The organism is Gluconacetobacter sp. (assembly GCF_047721585.1).
Taxonomy (GTDB): Bacteria; Pseudomonadota; Alphaproteobacteria; order Acetobacterales; family Acetobacteraceae; genus Gluconacetobacter; species Gluconacetobacter dulcium.
The window spans coordinates 46,696-63,340 of record NZ_JBDNXE010000006.1; the positions used below are offsets into that span (position 1 = coordinate 46,696).

General features: G+C 60.4%; 20 protein-coding genes. 2 read left to right on the top strand and 18 right to left on the bottom strand.

The window, feature by feature from the left end; translation table 11 throughout:
- Positions 1-352: 352 nt before the first annotated feature.
- The 4 genes from ABF821_RS02565 to ABF821_RS02580 all read right to left on the bottom strand — a co-directional run bounded on the left by ABF821_RS02565 (position 353) and on the right by ABF821_RS02580 (position 3,035).
- Complete coding sequence (locus ABF821_RS02565) at positions 353-1,438, bottom strand: flagellar biosynthesis protein FlhB (protein WP_415528967.1); 1,086 nt, start codon at positions 1,436-1,438, stop codon at positions 353-355.
- A gap of 131 nt (positions 1,439-1,569) precedes the next feature.
- Entirely contained in the window at positions 1,570-2,382 is an 813-nt protein-coding gene (locus ABF821_RS02570; protein WP_415528968.1) for a flagellar biosynthetic protein FliR, read from the bottom strand.
- Between the two features lie 34 nt (positions 2,383-2,416).
- A complete protein-coding gene (locus tag ABF821_RS02575; RefSeq protein WP_114726411.1) occupies positions 2,417-2,692 on the bottom strand; it encodes a flagellar biosynthetic protein FliQ in 276 nt (91 codons plus the stop codon).
- Between the two features lie 10 nt (positions 2,693-2,702).
- On the bottom strand, positions 2,703-3,035 hold the full coding sequence (locus ABF821_RS02580) for a flagellar hook-basal body complex protein FliE (RefSeq protein WP_182972286.1): 333 nt from the start codon (positions 3,033-3,035) through the stop codon (positions 2,703-2,705).
- A 322-nt stretch (positions 3,036-3,357) separates the two neighbouring features.
- Between ABF821_RS02580 and ABF821_RS02585 the strand changes: the two genes are divergently transcribed.
- Positions 3,358-4,050, top strand: coding sequence for a hypothetical protein (locus ABF821_RS02585; protein WP_415528969.1), 693 nt, complete (start codon positions 3,358-3,360; stop codon positions 4,048-4,050).
- Positions 4,051-4,226: 176 nt separating this feature from the next.
- Here ABF821_RS02585 and ABF821_RS02590 read toward each other — a convergent pair whose 3' ends face one another.
- Complete coding sequence (locus ABF821_RS02590) at positions 4,227-5,225, bottom strand: flagellin (RefSeq protein ID WP_415528970.1); 999 nt, start codon at positions 5,223-5,225, stop codon at positions 4,227-4,229.
- A 230-nt stretch (positions 5,226-5,455) separates the two neighbouring features.
- On the opposite strand from ABF821_RS02590, the gene ABF821_RS02595 reads away from it, so the two are divergent.
- Entirely contained in the window at positions 5,456-5,848 is a 393-nt protein-coding gene (locus tag ABF821_RS02595; RefSeq protein ID WP_415528971.1) for a flagellar biosynthesis regulator FlaF, read from the top strand.
- A 199-nt stretch (positions 5,849-6,047) separates the two neighbouring features.
- Here the strand turns inward: ABF821_RS02595 and ABF821_RS02600 are convergent, their stop codons facing one another.
- The 13 genes from ABF821_RS02600 to fliN all read right to left on the bottom strand — a co-directional run bounded on the left by ABF821_RS02600 (position 6,048) and on the right by fliN (position 16,632).
- Positions 6,048-6,434: a hypothetical protein gene (locus ABF821_RS02600; protein WP_415528972.1), complete on the bottom strand. Its 387-nt coding sequence runs from the start codon at positions 6,432-6,434 to the stop codon at positions 6,048-6,050.
- 28 nt (positions 6,435-6,462) lie between these two features.
- A complete protein-coding gene (locus ABF821_RS02605; RefSeq protein WP_310888918.1) occupies positions 6,463-7,023 on the bottom strand; it encodes a chemotaxis protein CheD in 561 nt (186 codons plus the stop codon).
- Complete coding sequence (locus tag ABF821_RS02610; RefSeq protein WP_182972281.1) at positions 7,020-7,409, bottom strand: response regulator; 390 nt, start codon at positions 7,407-7,409, stop codon at positions 7,020-7,022. Before ABF821_RS02610 ends, ABF821_RS02605 begins: the two co-directional genes overlap by 4 nt.
- 101 nt (positions 7,410-7,510) lie before the next feature.
- Positions 7,511-8,545 (bottom strand): protein-glutamate methylesterase/protein-glutamine glutaminase, encoded by a 1,035-nt coding sequence (locus tag ABF821_RS02615; protein WP_182972280.1) that lies wholly within the window; start codon positions 8,543-8,545, stop codon positions 7,511-7,513.
- Positions 8,546-8,548: 3 nt separating this feature from the next.
- Positions 8,549-9,391, bottom strand: coding sequence for a CheR family methyltransferase (locus tag ABF821_RS02620; RefSeq protein WP_415528973.1), 843 nt, complete (start codon positions 9,389-9,391; stop codon positions 8,549-8,551).
- Complete coding sequence (locus ABF821_RS02625; protein WP_114726421.1) at positions 9,388-9,858, bottom strand: chemotaxis protein CheW; 471 nt, start codon at positions 9,856-9,858, stop codon at positions 9,388-9,390. Before ABF821_RS02625 ends, ABF821_RS02620 begins: the two co-directional genes overlap by 4 nt.
- A gap of 42 nt (positions 9,859-9,900) precedes the next feature.
- Positions 9,901-12,198, bottom strand: a complete 2,298-nt coding sequence (locus tag ABF821_RS02630; RefSeq protein WP_415528974.1) for a chemotaxis protein CheA — start codon at positions 12,196-12,198, stop codon at positions 9,901-9,903.
- A 16-nt stretch (positions 12,199-12,214) separates the two neighbouring features.
- Positions 12,215-12,598, bottom strand: coding sequence for a response regulator (locus tag ABF821_RS02635; protein ID WP_182972277.1), 384 nt, complete (start codon positions 12,596-12,598; stop codon positions 12,215-12,217).
- Positions 12,595-12,894 carry an STAS domain-containing protein gene (locus ABF821_RS02640; RefSeq protein WP_246400769.1) on the bottom strand — a complete coding sequence of 100 codons (300 nt, stop codon included), beginning with the start codon at positions 12,892-12,894 and terminating at the stop codon, positions 12,595-12,597. The genes ABF821_RS02635 and ABF821_RS02640 overlap by 4 nt, the downstream gene beginning before the upstream one ends.
- Complete coding sequence (locus ABF821_RS02645; RefSeq protein ID WP_182972275.1) at positions 12,894-14,396, bottom strand: methyl-accepting chemotaxis protein; 1,503 nt, start codon at positions 14,394-14,396, stop codon at positions 12,894-12,896. Before ABF821_RS02645 ends, ABF821_RS02640 begins: the two co-directional genes overlap by 1 nt.
- Before the next feature lie 569 nt (positions 14,397-14,965).
- A complete protein-coding gene (gene fliP, locus ABF821_RS02650; protein WP_183009027.1) occupies positions 14,966-15,661 on the bottom strand; it encodes a flagellar type III secretion system pore protein FliP in 696 nt (231 codons plus the stop codon).
- A gap of 217 nt (positions 15,662-15,878) precedes the next feature.
- Entirely contained in the window at positions 15,879-16,253 is a 375-nt protein-coding gene (locus ABF821_RS02655) for a hypothetical protein (protein WP_415528975.1), read from the bottom strand.
- Positions 16,254-16,263: 10 nt separating this feature from the next.
- Positions 16,264-16,632 carry a flagellar motor switch protein FliN gene (gene fliN / locus ABF821_RS02660; protein WP_182972273.1) on the bottom strand — a complete coding sequence of 123 codons (369 nt, stop codon included), beginning with the start codon at positions 16,630-16,632 and terminating at the stop codon, positions 16,264-16,266.
- Positions 16,633-16,645: the final 13 nt, after the last annotated feature.

Here is a 16,645-nt window from a genome sequence, read left to right on the forward strand (position 1 = left end):
TGCGCGCAGTTAACTGTTCCGCCTACCGTCAGGCAGGAAAATCATGATCCGATCATGACACAGACCATCTTCTGGCATGATGGAATGTTCGGATCGGTGATCTTACGGACATGGAATGGTGGCTGAAACATTCCCCGCGCTGCACCTGTGCCTTTCTGAGCATCTGAGTAGCATGCGTAGCGCGAAATACAAGGATTTCCTGTATCGTTTTTGGGGGTAGCGATAGGGAGAAAGTGTTACGGAATTGTTTCCTGGCGGCGATAAAGGGATATGTTTTATGAATGCGGGCATGAATGCATCGACGCGACAAGCGGCCCTGATGTTGGACTGACCGGAGGCATCGAACGGTCTTTTATTGCCTGGGCGCGCGCGAGCCGGGTGTCTTGAGTTTCATGACGTAGGCGATGATCGCGGCGACGGGCTGGAAATATTCCGGCGGTATTTCGGAATCCACAGGCAGGGCGTAGAGCGCGCGGGCCACGGGCGGATTTGAGACGATCGGGACTTTTGAGTCTTCAGCCGCCTCGCGGATTCGGGCGGCCACTTCGTCCGCGCCTTTGGCGACGATTTTCGGCGCCGCATCCGTGCCGTTGTCATAGGAAAGCGCCACGGCATAATGGGTCGGGTTGGTGACGATGACCGTGGCCTTTTTGACGGCCTGGATCATCATCTGTCGGGCGCGCCGCATGCGGATCTGTTTCTGCTTGGCCTTGACCTTGGGGTCGCCGTCTTCCTGGCGTATTTCCTCCTTGATATCCTGATGGCTCATGCGCAGCTTCTGCAACCGGTGATAGCGTGTCCATACCTCGTCGAGGACGGCGATCGCGGCCTGGATCATCAGAATGATCATCGTGGCATACACGAACCAGGAGATGAGCTCCGACGTCAGATGGTGGAGGGTCCAGCGTTCGGCCTCGGGCGCCACGCGCAGGGTGCCTTTTGCCACGCCGTAGAGCACCGCGCCGAAAACGACGAACTTGGTCAGGCTCTTCAGCATTTCAATTACGTTGTTCATGCTGAATACGCGCTTGATCCCCGATAGGGGGGACAGGCGCCCGATATCGGGAATGAGCGCCTGGGGGCGGAACAGCAGGCCCGTCTGAAGCAGGCCGGACACGACGACGACCACTGCGCAAACGAGTGCCAGGGGCGCTGCCAGCAGGATGCCTTCGCGGATGGACTGCTGGAGGGCGAGATAAAGTGCGCCGCCATCGGGCGAGACTGTGTCGAAATGCTCCATCAAGCCCCGCATGTGGCGGAGAAACGTGCTGCCCGAGACGGCGGTCGTCATCGTGAAGACGGCCAGAAACGCGCTTAGGATCAGGAACATCTGCGTTTCGCGGGAGTGGGCGACATTGCCTTCCTCGCGTGCCTTCTGTAGCCGCTTTCCGGTCGGGGCCTGCGACTTGTCGTCGCTGGTTGATCCTTCTTCCGCCACGTGGGCCTATCCTCTTATGGTGCCGACATGCCGGACGGGCGCACCCCGCCGAAAAAGGGAGCGCCGCGCTATCGGCATGTCCGAGGTCCCGGCATAGTGCGCCGTGTGGATGGCGGCCGGGCCACGGTATGTCAATGTGGTGGCGGCGTTGCACCTACGCCGGGCAGCGCGACGAGCAGATCGTTCATTCTTTCCTGCCAGACGCCGGTCATGACCTGGATCAGCATGGCCAGCAGAAGGATACCGCCCAGTAATTGGGCCGGCATGGCAATACCGTAGACCTGGATGGACGGCATTAGGCGGTTCAGTACGCCCAGCATGGCCGGCCACAAGGTTCCGATCAGGACAAAAGGGGCGGCTAATTGCAGCGCCAGGACGAATGACTGTGCCGTGGCAGCGACGATGCTCTTCGTCATGTCGCCGAGCATCGGCATGTGGCCGGGCGGAAACAGGTGGTAAGAGCCTGTCACCGCGGCCAGAGGGAAGACATACAGTCCGGTAGATAGAAAGATGACCGGCGTTAGAGCGGAGGCCATATGGCTGATAGCCGTGCTGGATGCCCCGAGTTCCGGGTCCGGCTGCAGGATGCTGGCCAGGCCGGCAAGGACGGCGATGAACTGCATCGCAATAATCAGCGCCATGGAAATGAGCCGGGCCAGGAGTCCGATGAATGCGCCGCATAGAAGTTCGCCCACGATGATGGCCAGCACCATGAACGGATGATGCAGTGCCGGCCCGGATACGGCCGCGAGGTGGTCCTGCACCACCGGCAGGATGGTAATGGTGACAACCAGCGCGATTCCGGCCCGGACCACCATGGGGGAGGTGGTTTCGCCAAAGCCGGGGGCCGTCATGACCATGGCGCTGACCCGGCACAGGATCAGCAGAAACATGGCAGCCAGTACGGGGATGGAGCCGCCGGGAAAGAACAGGTCCCCGGTCATTCCGGAAGAGGCGCCGCCGGCATGCGGCCTGCTTTCACGAACCGCCCACCATGATCATCTGGTCGAAAATGGTGTGGGCGTAGGTATGAAGTGTGGAATACATGAACGAGCCCGTCAGCATGAGAGCGGCTGTCGCGGCTATGAATTTCGGCACGAAGGACAGGGTCGCCTCGTTTACCTGGGTTACGGCCTGGAACAACGAAACCAGAATGCCCGCGCAGAGGGACGACAAAAGGGACGGAGCCCCCATTTTGACCGCCACAAGCAGGGTCTGGCGCAGGATTTCGTGGATATCGACCGTATGCTGCATGCGTGACGGCTTAGATCGACATCTTCATGACGTCCTGATAGGCCTGAACGATCCGGTCCCGAACCGTGGTGACGGTCTGAAGGGTCAGCTTCGCTTCTTCCACGGACGTTGCGATGTCGGTCAGGTTGCCTTTTCCGGACAGGCCCTGGGCCGTCAGCGTCTCGGCGCTCTTGCCCGTCTGAACCGCGTTCTTGAGCGCGCCGTCCAGAACATTGCCGAAGCTGGATACGCTATCGGACGAGGCGTCGTTCTGGGTGTCGTCGGTCGAAGGCTGCAACGCCTTCTGTGTCTGCCCATAGGCGTTGAGCGCATCGAAGCTGCGGGTGGTGATGTCGCTGATCATCGTGTGCGTGCTGCGCCCCTTGCTGCCTGGTCGGAGATCCCCGACAGAGTACCAGGATTCAGTGCCTAACCTAGTCTTGCCATAACGGCAAGGCCACCGTTTTTTACCTTTAATCGAAACAGCATGACTGATCGGGAACGCTTTTGAGCGGGCGGAATCGGTTGGGCTGGCGATCAAGGCGTTGGGTGGTCGGTGGATAAATTCGTCTCTGTCGGACGCTGTGCGGCGGGTAGGGATCATGATAGAGGGTGTGTTCGCGCGCTTCAGCCATCATGGGGCGTCTGAGCCGTCGTGGCATGGCGACAGAAGATCGCCCGGTCGCATGTACGTGGAGTACGGCGTTGATAGGTCTTACAGAGTCAATATGCGACGTTCGGTGAATGCTGCCCGTGCCGAAGCCGGCAGGAGACGATTGGCCTACGCGACGGCGCTGGTTGCCTTGTTGGCCGTGGGTGGTGGCTGCGGAACTGCCGTGGCCAGGGGTAGCAGCAATGGCGGTACGAACACGACCGCGCATATCGGAGATGACGGCCTCCACTGCCCGGCGGGGCCGGTGCATATCGCTGAAATCCAGGCGATCACACGACAGAATAATGCCGGAGATCCGAATCTGCCGCTCGGTGAGGCTTCGATTGAGATCTGCGCGACGGATGCAACCAAATTCACCGATGTCGTGACGCGCGGTACGCCTGATGGCGGGGCGGCGGGCGGTTCGGTGGGGCAGAAGACGGGCGTCGATGGAACGCTGCAAATACGCGGCCGCACCGCGCAGATGGATGCAACGGTCTATGTTCCGCTAGCCGCGGCGGATATGGCGCAATGTAGCTTGCAGGACGATGGTCAGCAGCAGGATGGTGCTGGTAACGGCACATGCAGGCCGCATGGATTCGTCGCGAGCTTTGCCGGGACATGGGTGTTCTCGCCGGGAAAGTGGCAGAGCTTTCAGGCAGGAGCGGATTCTTCGGGGAATCCGATCGTTCTGGCCGTCAGGATTCTGAACGGTCCTGTGGAATGACGATCTGATCCGGCGGGGGAAAGACCGCTGGGACGCATGATGCGTATGCGGCTTCGGGGAATGGCTGGCCTGCTGTAGCCGGTTATTTTTCAACCGGGTTCGACAAGGGGCATAAAAAATGCCCCCGGCAATTGCCGGGGGCATCATCCATACTACGCTGTGAGCGCGGGAATGGATTACTGGAACATCGACAGGATGTTCTGCGACTGCGAGTTGGCAATCGTCAGCGACTTGATGGCCAGCTGCTGCTTGGTCTGCAGCGAGGTCAGCTTCGCGCTGGCAGCAGCCATATCGGCGTCGGTCAGGGCGCCAATGCCGTTGGTCAGGTTGTCGGAGATCGTCGAGCCGTAGGTGCTCATGCTCTTGATCACGTTGGTGTTCGAACCCAGGTCCGACGTGACGTAGGTCATCGCCTTGATCGCGGCCTGAACCTGCTTGATCATTTTCGCAACGGACGCGACGCCGGAGCCGACGTAGCTGGAGCCGAATGCGCCGTCGGTCGTCACGAACACGTTGGCCGTCGGGTTCTTGCCGGCGACGCCGCCGGTGGAAAGGCCGAGAAGGTCGGTCAGAGTGCTCGTGCTCGAGGCGCCAAGAGACCCACCCGAAGACGTCAGGTACTTGCCGATCGAGCCGTTGCCGGTCGAGGCGGCGAAGCCGGTGACCGTCGTGACATCGCCCTGAAGGCCAGCGACATAGCTCAGCTTGCTGGTGCTGATGCCCAGCTTGGTTCCGACTGCTGCGTTGTTGTAATCCGGTGCCAGCAGGTTGACGCCATTGAAGGTTGCATTGCGTGCGATCGTATCGATCTGGGCGAGATAGCCGTTGATCTGAGTGCCGATCTGGGATTCGGAGGCATCGACGCCGAAGCTGTTGCCCAGCGAGGTGACGGCCTGCTGCACTTGCTGCAGCACGCTGATGATCTGGTTGGCGGCGCTGGCCGTCGAGCTGACCGTCTGGGCGGCGAAGGACAGGCCGTCATTCACGGCGCTCTGGCCGGAGACGTTGCCCTGCATCTGCTGCGCGATGCCGAAGGCAGCGGCGTTGTCGGCGGCGGTGGAAACCTTCAGGCCGGTCGAGACGACGTTCTGCGTGCTGCTCAGGTCGGTCTGGACGGCATTCAGCGTCTCGATGGCGACTTTCGAAGAGGCGTTGTTGTTGATGGAAAGGCTCACGGCATTTTCTCCATGCGGACTATCCTGGGGTAGACCAGGTCCAGGCCACAAAATCGGGAAATGGCTAAGAGAAGGTTACCAGAGAGGCGCGATGAGCATTTTTCCTGTGGAATGCGCCAGGCCGGGATAGAGGAAATGCTCTGTGCCGAGGGGCGGGCGGGATGGTCTTTGCGCGCGGAGTAGGCTAAGACAATGGGTGTCCATTATGACAAATTGCAGACGGTACGACGATGATTCATCCAGCACTTCGGGCTTACCAGACCGTGACGGAAACTTCCCTGACGGGGAGGGAGGCCGAAGCGGTTTGTTTCAGAATGCTTATCGATGAACTGGAAGCCGCTAACCAGAGCGCCGATTCGCAGGTTCGCAGCCGCGCACTGGACCGGCATCAGCGTCTATGGTCGATGATCATGAAGGCCAATATCCTCGATAATGGTCTGACGGTGGAGGAGGATCGGAGGCTTTTTGTCAGGCTGGCCGATCAGGCGCAGAAATATGGCATCCAAGCCATTCTGGATCCGGAAATGTCTCTTGTTCCCCTGATCGAGATTGCGGAAAATGTTCTCGCCGGCCTGGAAATGGCTCCGGGAGGGAAAGTGCAGGGTTCCTCTGCCTTGGCCTGATCACCGGAGTGGACATGTCTGTTTCTGGCAGGAGATAAATCCCAAGCCGATTTGGTAGGGCGCGTCGATTTGGAATAAGAGCCTGTCTGCAAAAATCGCTGCTGGCGGTAGCATGGCGGGCTGCAATGCCGGGGCGTGAGTCAGATGGTGCTGGAAGCAGGCATCACGCTCTCACCAGAGGATTTTTTCAGGCAGTCTCCTAAAAGAGGTCCATTTCACCGGGCGTCGTGGTGTGACCCGGTGTGTCTTCACCCTTCAGCACCTGCACGACGTCGCCGAGTGTGATCCCCTCGTACAAGCGGGCCACGCTGACAGTGTCCTTGATGCCGGTCGGGGCAAGAGACATCAGGTTCTTGAGTACTGTCGCTGCGGAGGCGACTGTCTGCGTTGCCAGGTCCAGCTTTTGCAGGCGGCATATTTCCGAACTGGTCATGGACGTGTCGCGCATGCATTCCGCGACTGCCTGCTGGGCGTTTGTGAGTTCTTCACCGGCCATGTCCAGAAGGCGCAGAACCTTGAAGACAGTATCATGCACCGTGATTTTCACAGGGGGGGGCCCTTGTGTGACGGTGGAATGCATGGTCATCGCTGTCTCTCTTTCCACGCTCAGGTGATCAGAACAGTTCAATGCTGGAACTGGCCTCGCGCGCCCATCTGCGTTCGGCTTCGGCTTCCTGCCGGTTATAAGCTTCTTCCTGACGAACGATGGCCTGGCCATCCTGTATCAGGTTCTGCTGGGCTTTTCCCGATGTCGGCCAGAATCGCACGCGCCTGGCCTGCGTGCCTCCGAGGCTCTGGGCGATGCAGGGGATGCCTTCGTCCGCCAGATATTGCCGGACGAAAACGCTGTTTTCATGCCCGATGCGGCCGAGGGACGGGACGATCGCAGCCCCTCCGAACGCCTTGCAGCGCAGGCGGTCGCGTTTGCCGCCCGCCTTGAGAATGCCGTTGATGAGCTTTTCCATGGCATTGACACCGAAACGCATGGCCGTGCCATCATGACTCTCGCCCCCGCCGGGCAAGAGAAAATGGTTCATACCACCGACCTGCGTCACCGGATCGAACATGCACACCGAAATGCAGGACCCCAGAAGGGTCGTGAGAAGAGCAGACGGATTGTCCGAAACGACGACTTCGCCCTGTACAACTGTCGTGGGTGCCAATGCGTGGGTCACGTTATGGGTCCGAATACCTTCTCGAGCACTTCCCGCAGTTTCGCGACCGTGTAGGGCTTGGCGAGAAAATTGTTCACCCCCGCCTTGACGGCCTCCTGAACGAGGTCGCGGCTGGCTTCGCCGGTCAGGATGATGAAGGCGACCTTCTGAGTCTTGGGATTGCCGCGAACGCCACGAAGCAGTTCCAGACCGTCCATGACAGGCATGTTGAAGTCGGAAATGACGAGGTGCGTCGGGTTCTGGGCAAGATACTCAATGGCTTCCTTGCCGTCCTTTCTCTGGGCGATATGGGCGAAACCCAGTTGCAACAGGCTGTTGGCCAGGATCTGGCGAATGGAAGACTGGTCATCGACGATGAGGACCCTGATCTGTGAGGCCGCGGGCAATTTTTCCTCCTCTTTCCCTTTTTAAGTCTGGCTGGGGCGCCGGTATCACTCGCTGTGCGCGCGTGGCTGTGATGCACGATCGCGCTGTCGTTCGGCTTGTATCAGCGTATTTGGGCGTTCATGGCGGCAGCACTGATCTGACCAAGGGGGACGATCTGGGAGGTCGCACCAAGCTCGGCTGCAACCCGCGGCATTCCATAGACGACGGAAGACGCCTTGTCTTGTGCAATTGTCCAGGCTCCGGCCCGGTGCATTGCAAGCAGGCCTTCGGCGCCATCCTGCCCCATTCCGGTCAGGATGATGCCCAGGGCATGGTTGCCCGCAGACTCGGCGACGGAGTCAAACAGGACATCGACGGACGGGCAATGTCCATTGACCGGAGCGGCTTTCAGCAGGCGTGTGACATAGTGGCCGTCGCGTCGTTCCACGGCTGTATGGCGATCGCCTCCCGGGGCGATCCGGACTGTGCCGGGCAGGAGGACCTCGCCATTCCTGGCTTCGCCGATGGAAAGAGCCTCGATCTTCTGGTTCAGTCTGTTGGCGAAACTCGCCGTGAACAGGGCTGGCATGTGCTGGCAGATGACGATGGGTGGGCTCTGGCGCGGAAAGCCCGACAGGACCTGTTCCAGGGCTTCCACGCCGCCCGTCGATGCGCCGATCGCGACCAGCTTGAAATCATGGGTCCATGATTTCTGGTGCTGGGCGGCGCCCTGCTCGGTGCGCTGAAACTTCGCGACCGGGGAATGGGCGGCCTGTCGGACGAGACGAGCCAGGCCGGCAAACGCATCGCCTCCCGGCATGACGGAAGAGGGTTTCGGAAAGCAGTCGAACGCGCCCATCTGGAGCGCCGTGATCGCGATATCCGCGCCCCTGGCCGTGAGACCGGATACCATGACGACGGGAATCGGGCGCAGCCTCATGATCTTGTCGAGAAACTGCAGGCCATTCATGCTCGGCATCTCGACATCGAGCGTGATGACGTCTGGCTGATCCTTGATGATCAGATCCCGGGCTTCGATCGGGTTCGCGGCCTCGCCGCAGATGACGATGTCGGGGTGCTGCTCGAAAGAGCGCCGAATCAATGCCCTTGCTGTTCGTGAGTCGTCAACCACGAGAACCTTTATCGGCTTCTCCACGCTTTACTGGTCCTTTCGGTAAATAGTCGGAGCGACCTGTGTCAGGCCGCATTGGCTTGCGCAGGATACGCGTTCGGAATGGCCGACATACAGAAAGCCATTGGGTTCGAGCTTGTCCGCCAGACGCTGCCAAAGATGTTCTCGGGTGGCGTCATCGAAATAGATGACGACGTTCCGGCAGAAAATGGCTGAAAAGAACCCTTGGATCGGCCAGGACGCATTGAGGTTGAGGACACGGAACGCGGGCAGGCGACGGATCGGGCCGTCAAACCGGTAATCGCCGTTGCCGGTAGGCTCCATGAACTGAGATTTCCTGGCCGGGGGAATGCCTTCGATTTCTTCGGCGTTGTAGGTACCCTCGGTGGCCTGGGCGACGACATTGGCATTGATGTCGGTCGCAAGGATGCGAAAATCGTGCGAGGCCGCGTCGGGAAACGCCGTCATGACCGACATGGCGATGCTCCAGGGCTCCTGGCCCGTGGAACAGGCGGCCGACCATAGCCGCCCGCGTTTTCCGGCCCGGACCTTCATGGCCATCTGCGGAATCACGACGGATTCGAGATGATCGAAGTGGCTCCGTTCCCGGAAGAAACTCGTGACGTTGGTGGTCAGGGCGCAGATCAGGTTCTGCATCTCGTTCTGGCCGGCGGCCGTCGTTACGAAATTCAGATAGGCCTGGAACGAACTCTGGTTCAGTTCGCGCACCCTGCGGGAAACCCGGGAATAGACGAGAGCCTTTTTGGTGGCGGGAAGATGGATGCCGGCCTGTTCACGCGCGATCTGCCGGACTCTCTGGAAATCGGCATCGGTATATTCGGACTCGCTTACCGGAAACTGGTCTTTCATTCGGAAATGGTGTCCGTGACCAGTTGTCCGACGACGGTCTCCAGCCGGAGGAGACCGATCATCCGATTGTCGACCAGGACCAGGCCGCCCAGACAACTCCCGTCTTCGGACACGGCCTGGACATCGTTCAGATTGATATCCGCCATGTCGATAACGCGATCCACAAGGAGCCCGCAGACGACGCCATTCTTCGATTCGACAATGACCACGACGCGGCGCGGGTTGTCGGTCTGCGGCGGCACATTCAGATAGACCGCGAGATCGACCACCGTCAGGATGATCCCGCGCAGGTTGATGGCTCCGCAGACATAAGGAGGAGCAAACGGCAACGTCGTCGTCTTCTCGAACCCACGGATCTCGCGAACGCTGAGGATCGGAATGCAATATTCCTGCACGCCGATGGCAAACACGATCATCTTAACGATCTTGGTGTCCGTGGCTTCTTTGAGCTCTGTCTGTTCCGTCATGGTCGGTTCCCTGCTTAAATGTCGAACGCCCGTATGGTCTTGCTAGGCTGCCAGTTCGGCGCGGATGTTTGATGGCTTGATGTCGATATGTCCAATGGCCGAGGCCACCAGTGCCGAGACGTCGAGGATCAGGGAAACGCTGCCGTCACCGAGGATGGTTGCTGCCGACACGCCGAATATCTGCCGGTAATTGCTCTCGATGCTCTTGATGACGACCTGCGTCTGGTCACGGATTTCGTCAACGATGAGGGCAGCCCGGGCGCCGGATTCGTTCTCGACGACGAGGATCACCGAGGCATCGAGGCTATCCGGAGTCGAGGAGTTGGACAGTTTCAGGACTGTCGCCAGGGGAATCAGCGGCATGCAGTCGCCACGGATGGAAATCACGTTGCTGCCGTCAGGCAGGGCGTAGACATCGCTCTGATTGACGATCATGGTTTCGATGACCGACGAGATCGGAATGACCATGGTCGATCCGCTGGCAGAGATCAGCATGCCGTCGAGAATGGCCAATGTCAGGGGTAGGCTGAAACCGAATGTGGTTCCCTTGCCGGGCACGCTGCTGATCGAGATCCTGCCGCCCAGGCTTTGAATGGCCTGCTTGACGACATCCATGCCCACGCCGCGGCCGGAGAGGTTGGAAACCTGCGCGGCCGTCGAGAAACCGGGCATGAAGATCAGGTTATTGATCTCTTCATCCGACAGGACCGCATCTGCCGGGATAACGCCCCGTTTGACAGCCGTTTCGAAGACGCGCTGACGGTTGATGCCTGCGCCGTCGTCCTTGATGGTGATCAGGATCCGGCCGGAACGATGTTCGGCGGACAGCACGATGTGGCCTTCTGCCGGCTTGCCGGCGGCGATGCGGGCTTCCGGGCTTTCAATGCCGTGATCCACCGCGTTCCGCAGCATGTGGGTCAGCGGATCGGTCAGCTTTTCGACCAGTGTCCGGTCGACTTCCGTATCCTCGCCCTCAAGCGTCAGGACGATGTCCTTGTGAGTCATGGAGGACGCTTCGCGCACCACGCGCTGCATGCGCTGGAAGACGGCGCGGACGGGCTGGGCCCTGACCGCCATGACGGCGTCCTGGATATCGCGCGTCAGCGACTGCATGCTGCTGATGCTCTGGACCAGTTCGTGCTGTCCGGCCGCATCGGTCCGGCGGGAGAGGGATTCGATCGCCGCCTGCGCAATCACCAGTTCGCCGACCAGGTCCATCAGGTCGTCGATCCGGTGCAGGTCGACGCGGATCGAGGCTTGTTCGGGCTTGCGGGCGGCAGTCTGGGCGGCACCATTGGCCGTTGACGACGCTGCACTGCCGGCTGGGGAGGGGCCGGGATGCGCATCTGGCGTTGCCGGAGCAGGCAGGGGGGAGAGTATCTGGATCGGGTGCGCTACTGAAGGCGCTGGAGCAGGGGGCGGCGCCTCGTGGTCTTCCACGGGCGACATGACGGCGACCACCTCGGCTGGTTCCGGCTGTTCTACCGGGGGTTCCTGGGGCGCAGCGGCCTCGGCTCCTTCACGGACGATCGAAAAATCGCAATCTTCGCTGACCCAGTCGAAGACCGCATTGGCGCTGTCCTCGGAAACTGCGGGCGGCAGAACGACCTGCCAGGAGAGGTATGATTTGTCAGGCAGCAGATCGGTGAGAGGAGGCAGGGCCGATCGATCGCAGGTGGTCTGGATCTCTCCGTCACATTCACGAGCGAGATCGGTCAGGCCGATCAGGATGTTCCTTGCGTCATCTCCGCGCTCATACAGTGCGTCGTGAGGCCGAAAAGTCACGAGCAGCGATGCGGCAGCCGGGGTGGCTTCTTCTTCGCCAAAGTCAAAATCAAAGGGGACCGGTTCGAAATCCGTGGGAACGGGCTCGAAATCCATGGGGACGGGCGAGAAATCCGCTGGAATGACGTCTTCGGTCGTCGCGGCCTGCGAGGCGTTCTGGTTGCCGCCGGTGCCGCTGATGTCGGCCAGTTCGGCATGGCTTTCGGCGACGCGCGCCGAGTCGACCGTGGCCCCGCCACGGGCCTCGTTGACCAGATCGCTCAGGACATCCATGGCTTTGAGGAAAACCTTGACGACATCATGAGTCGGCGCAAAACGCCCCGAACGCAGGCCATCGAGGGAATTTTCGAAGACGTGGGCGAACCGGACAAGATTATCCAGTCCGAAAGACGCAGCGCCGCCCTTGATCGAATGAACGGCACGAAAAACGGCATTGACGGTCTCATGTTCGGACTCGCCATCCGACAATGCGGAAAGCCCGCGTTCGAGCTCCTGTAACTGCTCGTCACATTCCTGGAAGAAGATCTGGAGGATATCATCCATATCGGAACTCATGCCGTCCACCCTTTCTTCAGGCTGTTACCCGACGGATCGCCGCAACCAGGCTGTCGGAGCTGAAGGGTTTGATGATCCATCCTGTCGCGCCGGCTGCTCTGGCGCGGGCCTTCTTTTCCGGATCGCTTTCGGTGGTCAGAACGATAACCGGCAGATGCTTGAAGGCGGGCATCTTGCGAACGGCCTCAATCACGCCGAAGCCATCCATGCGCGGCATGTTGATATCCGTAATAATCACATTGGGCGGGGGATCGGCGCTTTCGAGGACTTCGATGCCTTCGACACCGTCCCCCCCCTGAATGACATCGTAGCCGGCTTCTTCCAACGCCTTGCGCAGCATGCCTTGCATGGTTCGGGAGTCATCTATCGTCAGGACACGCAAAATTTTTTTTTCCGTCATGCTGAAAGCTCGCTAGAGGGAGTGGACGGTTCTGACAGGAATTCACTGACCCCAAAAAGGGCGAACGCTTCCCTGACTTTCTCCGACGGCGCGACCAGGGGGCGACCGCTTGCCAGAAGAACCTGAAGACACAGCCCGCCGACATAGGCAACGCCTGAGGCATCCAGAGCGGATTCCGTCGCCTCGGCCTGCTGCACAAGACCCTTGAGCACCCCGACCGTCGCGGTGTCCAGGCGTTCCGGCAATGGCACCGGCGCGGTGGAGGGCACGGCGGGCGTCTCGACGTCAGCGGTCATCAGAAATCTTCCCATCCCTGATCGGAGGACGTGGTCAGGAGCGCCGTTGCCGACGGGCTGACTGTGGACGACCGGGAGGGCTTGGGCGCGGGGGCGCGCGCCGACGGAATCGTGACGGTGCTTTCGTCGAACATGTTTTCCCGACGGTCATTACCGACTTTGAACCGGCTGATGGTCTGGGTCAGCGTTCTGGTTTCCGCCGTCAGGTTATGGCTGGCAGCCGTCGTTTCCTCGACCATCGCGGCGTTCTGCTGCGTCACCTGGTCCATGTCGCCGATCGCCGCCGTGACTTCGGACAGGCGCTGGGCTTGATCGCGAGTGGAGACGGAAATTTCTTCGACCCGTGTCGAAATATTCTGCGTGCTGCCGGCAAATTCGTTCAGGTAACGGCCGGTCTGCTGGACCAGATCGACACCCTTGTCGACCTGATCGGCCGAAACTGAAATCAGGCGCTTGATCTCACTGGCGGATTTGGCCGATTTTTCGGCAAGGGACCTGACTTCCTGCGCGACCACGGCGAAGCCGCGGCCTGCATCACCGGCCCGTGCTGCTTCGACACCCGCATTCAGGGCCAGCACGTTGGTCTGGAAAGCGATGCCGTCGATGACAGAAATGATCTCGCCGATCGCATCGGATGATTTCTTGATGCCATCCATCGCCTGCGTCGTTTCGGTCATGACGGCAGTGGCGGATTTCACCTTGTCCAGAGACTGTTTTGCTTCCGCACTGGCCTCGGTGCTGGCTTTGGCGGTGCGCTGGACGCCATCGGTAATGGTGCGGACCGAAGCAGCGGCCTGACCGAGATTGGCGGCCTGCTTCTCCGTGCGTTTCGCCAGATCGTCGGACGCGGTCGAGATTTCCGTGGCGCCCGTCGCGATCAATTCGGAATTGCTTGCCAGGGCGCGCAGTGCGTCGTTCAGGTGCGCCGCCGAATTGTTGAACGCATCGCGCAGGGGCGCGAACTCGCCGTCGAAGATATTGGAGGTGATCCGGCTCCGGAGGTCGCCGCGCGCCATGTCCGCCAGGGCGGATCCAAGAGCGTCGATCACTTCGTGGGTCTGTTTGTCGCGGGCCTGGCTATGTTCGAGGGACTGCTTGATTTCCTCGGCCATGGCGGACTGGCGGGTCTGCGCCTGCTGCTGTTCCTGCAGGCTGCGCGCAAACTCGACCATCACGCGGGCCATGCGGCCGGTGCAGTCCTTGTTCTCGAGAAAGGGAATACTCCCGCGAATATCTCCGCGGCCGAGCTGCTCACCCAGGTCGGTGAGGGTTTCAAGCGGCTCGGTGACCACGCGGGTCAGCATGAACCAGATGATCTGGACGACGATCGCGCCGAAAGCGAGGGCGCACATATTCACGACGAACATGTGCTGGATCGGCTCATGGACCAAATATCCAACGACCTCGATAACGATCTGAAGCAGGAGATATGCTTCCAGACCCAGCATCACCGTTCTGATCTTGCCTCGGAACGGTGCGTCCCGATACAGCCAATTCAACATGCTGACCTAACTTTCCTTACGCATCTGGCGGGGCGCCGTCATGTGGAGCCGCGCGCATACGGTCTCGCTTCGGGCGGAATGCCGGATCCCGATGGCTTTTCACGGCTGCCTCTTGGCTTGCGCCGAGGATAATGGGCTGATGCCTGTTCTCCAAGGCCCTGTGGGAACCTTGTAAACGGGTGGTTCTATCCGAATGTGTGTCAGGGACGAAGGAGGGATGGCCAGCCAGCCGGCGCGGAGCCGGAAGGCAGGAAGTGGTCCTTGCATACGGTATTGCTCGCCAACTTCGAACGCTTGCATTGCCTGTTGGCCATTCTCGCTTTGTCTACCGCCGCCGGAACGGGCATGTCCCGAAGGGATGGTCGGAAGAAGGTCTCCCATACCCCGGGATATCGCTATTGGACATGACGTAAATCAATTAATAAGTCGTTAAATCTTATTGCAGATCGGGTGCCATCGATACCGCTTCGGAGGGCGGCTTTTCGTCGTGGCGGACGGATTCTGTCACCTGTCAAAAAGCGGGAACGATGCGGCGCGCATGCATTGTCCTGTTGCCAGGTGAGGATGGCTCATCCGCCGAAGCTTCGGACGAGGCCGCCTGCCACCATCTGCCAGCCATCCACCATGACGAAGAAGATCAGCTTGAAAGGCAGCGAGATCGTCGCCGGGGGCAGCATCATCATGCCCAGGCTCATCAGTACGCTCGCCGTGACGATATCAATGACGAGGAATGGAAGATAAAGCAGGAAACCCATTTCGAAGCCGCGGCTGAGTTCACCGATCATGAAGGCTGGCATGATGACCCGCCAGGGCGTTTCGGCAGCCGTCTTCGGCGGCGGAAGGTTGGCCAGATGCTGAAAAGTCGCGATGTCGGCCGGTCGTGCGTTGGCAAGCATGAAGGTGCGGAAGGGCTCGGCTGCTGCCTTCAGGCCATCGATTTCGCTGACCTGTCCTTCCATCATGGGGGCGATGCCATGGTTCCAGGACTGTTCGAGGACCGGCTGCATCACGAAAAAGGTCAGGAACATCGCCAGACCGATCACCACCGTGTTCGGCGGCGTTCCCTGCGCGCCGATGGCGCCGCGCAGCAGAGAGAGGACAATGATGATGCGTGTGAACGCGGTGACCATTACCAGCAGGCTGGGAGCAAAGGACAGCAGGGTGATGAGCGCCGTCAACTGAATGAGGCGGCTTGTCGTGCCTGTGTCTCCGAGCCCCTTGCCGAGATCCAGGGTCAGTGCCTGTGCATGGACCAGGTCGGGCATGACAGCCAGCACCGCAAAGGCAAGAATGCCTGTGATGATGGCCCCGAAACCGGCAGGACGGTTCGTGGGCAGTCGGGTCGTCAACGCATCACGCTCCCCTGTTCCTCTTGATCCCGAGGATGGTCCGAATCCGCATCGTGTGAAATTCGGTGCGGTTTCATTAAACGCTCTCATGGCGGCCGGGCAGGCTCGCGTATGCTTCGAGGGAGGTGCGCCTTCAGCCGGCATGGAGGTCCGCCGGCAGGATAGGCGAGGGCGGCGAGGGCGGCTGTGAAGTGCCCTGCTCGTCCATCCATCCCAGGAACAGGTCATTTCCGCCGCCTGTCAGGATCAGTCCCGTTCTGCTGTTGTATCGTATGATACTGAGCCGTCGACGCTGGTCGATGGCCAGGCTTTCGACGATCGCCAGACTACGGGTCCGACGCCCTTTAAGCAGGTAGGGCTCCAGATATTTCAGACCGTGGCGGCTGAGGAGAATCAGCGCGATGACGATCACGAACGACGCAAGATAGGCAAGCCATGCGGAGGCGAAACTGCCGGTCCCGTGCGCCAGTGATCCCGCCTGGGGCGTAAGGAGGCCTGTTGCCGACATTCCGCCTCTTTCAGCCCTGCTGAGTGGGCGAGGAGGACAGGATTTCCGTCATCGTCACGCCGATATGGTTGTCGTCGACAACCACGACTTCACCGCGTGCGATCAGTCGGTTGTTCGCGTAGATATCCACCGCTTCGCCCAGCTTCTTGTTCAGTTCCACGACCGCGCCGCGCCCCAGTCGCAGCAGTTGGCTGACGGGCATGGTCGCCGTGCCGATGACGGCCGTGATCTTGACCGGGATGTCGTAGACCGCTTCCATCTGGCTGGCGCCAACGGTCGTTGCATCCTTGTCGGCAGGTTCCGTCGCGGCAGCGGCCGGTGTTGCCGCCGCGCTGGTGGCGAAATCTTCCAGTCCCATGTGTCCAGTATCCGAATTCATGATTCTCTCCGCC

Bases quoted from the DNA above. Each gene is read 5' to 3' on its own strand.
- ABF821_RS02575 (WP_114726411.1), bottom strand. From the start codon at position 2,692: ATGCAGCATACGGTCGATATCCACGAAATCCTGCGCCAGACCCTGCTT.
- fliN (WP_182972273.1), bottom strand. From the start codon at position 16,632: ATGAATTCGGATACTGGACACATGGGACTGGAAGATTTCGCCACCAGC.
- ABF821_RS02625 (WP_114726421.1), bottom strand. From the start codon at position 9,858: ATGACGGAACAGACAGAGCTCAAAGAAGCCACGGACACCAAGATCGTT.
- ABF821_RS02635 (WP_182972277.1), bottom strand. From the start codon at position 12,598: ATGACGGAAAAAAAAATTTTGCGTGTCCTGACGATAGATGACTCCCGA.
- ABF821_RS02585 (WP_415528969.1), top strand. From the start codon at position 3,358: ATGTACGTGGAGTACGGCGTTGATAGGTCTTACAGAGTCAATATGCGA.
- ABF821_RS02645 (WP_182972275.1), bottom strand. From the start codon at position 14,396: ATGTTGAATTGGCTGTATCGGGACGCACCGTTCCGAGGCAAGATCAGA.
- fliP (WP_183009027.1), bottom strand. From the start codon at position 15,661: ATGCCCGACCTGGTCCATGCACAGGCACTGACCCTGGATCTCGGCAAG.
- ABF821_RS02620 (WP_415528973.1), bottom strand. From the start codon at position 9,391: ATGAAAGACCAGTTTCCGGTAAGCGAGTCCGAATATACCGATGCCGAT.
- ABF821_RS02655 (WP_415528975.1), bottom strand. From the start codon at position 16,253: ATGTCGGCAACAGGCCTCCTTACGCCCCAGGCGGGATCACTGGCGCAC.
- ABF821_RS02580 (WP_182972286.1), bottom strand. From the start codon at position 3,035: ATGATCAGCGACATCACCACCCGCAGCTTCGATGCGCTCAACGCCTAT.
- ABF821_RS02600 (WP_415528972.1), bottom strand. From the start codon at position 6,434: ATGACCATGCATTCCACCGTCACACAAGGGCCCCCCCCTGTGAAAATC.
- ABF821_RS02640 (WP_246400769.1), bottom strand. From the start codon at position 12,894: ATGACCGCTGACGTCGAGACGCCCGCCGTGCCCTCCACCGCGCCGGTG.
- ABF821_RS02595 (WP_415528971.1), top strand. From the start codon at position 5,456: ATGATTCATCCAGCACTTCGGGCTTACCAGACCGTGACGGAAACTTCC.
- ABF821_RS02630 (WP_415528974.1), bottom strand. From the start codon at position 12,198: ATGAGTTCCGATATGGATGATATCCTCCAGATCTTCTTCCAGGAATGT.
- ABF821_RS02570 (WP_415528968.1), bottom strand. From the start codon at position 2,382: ATGACCGGGGACCTGTTCTTTCCCGGCGGCTCCATCCCCGTACTGGCT.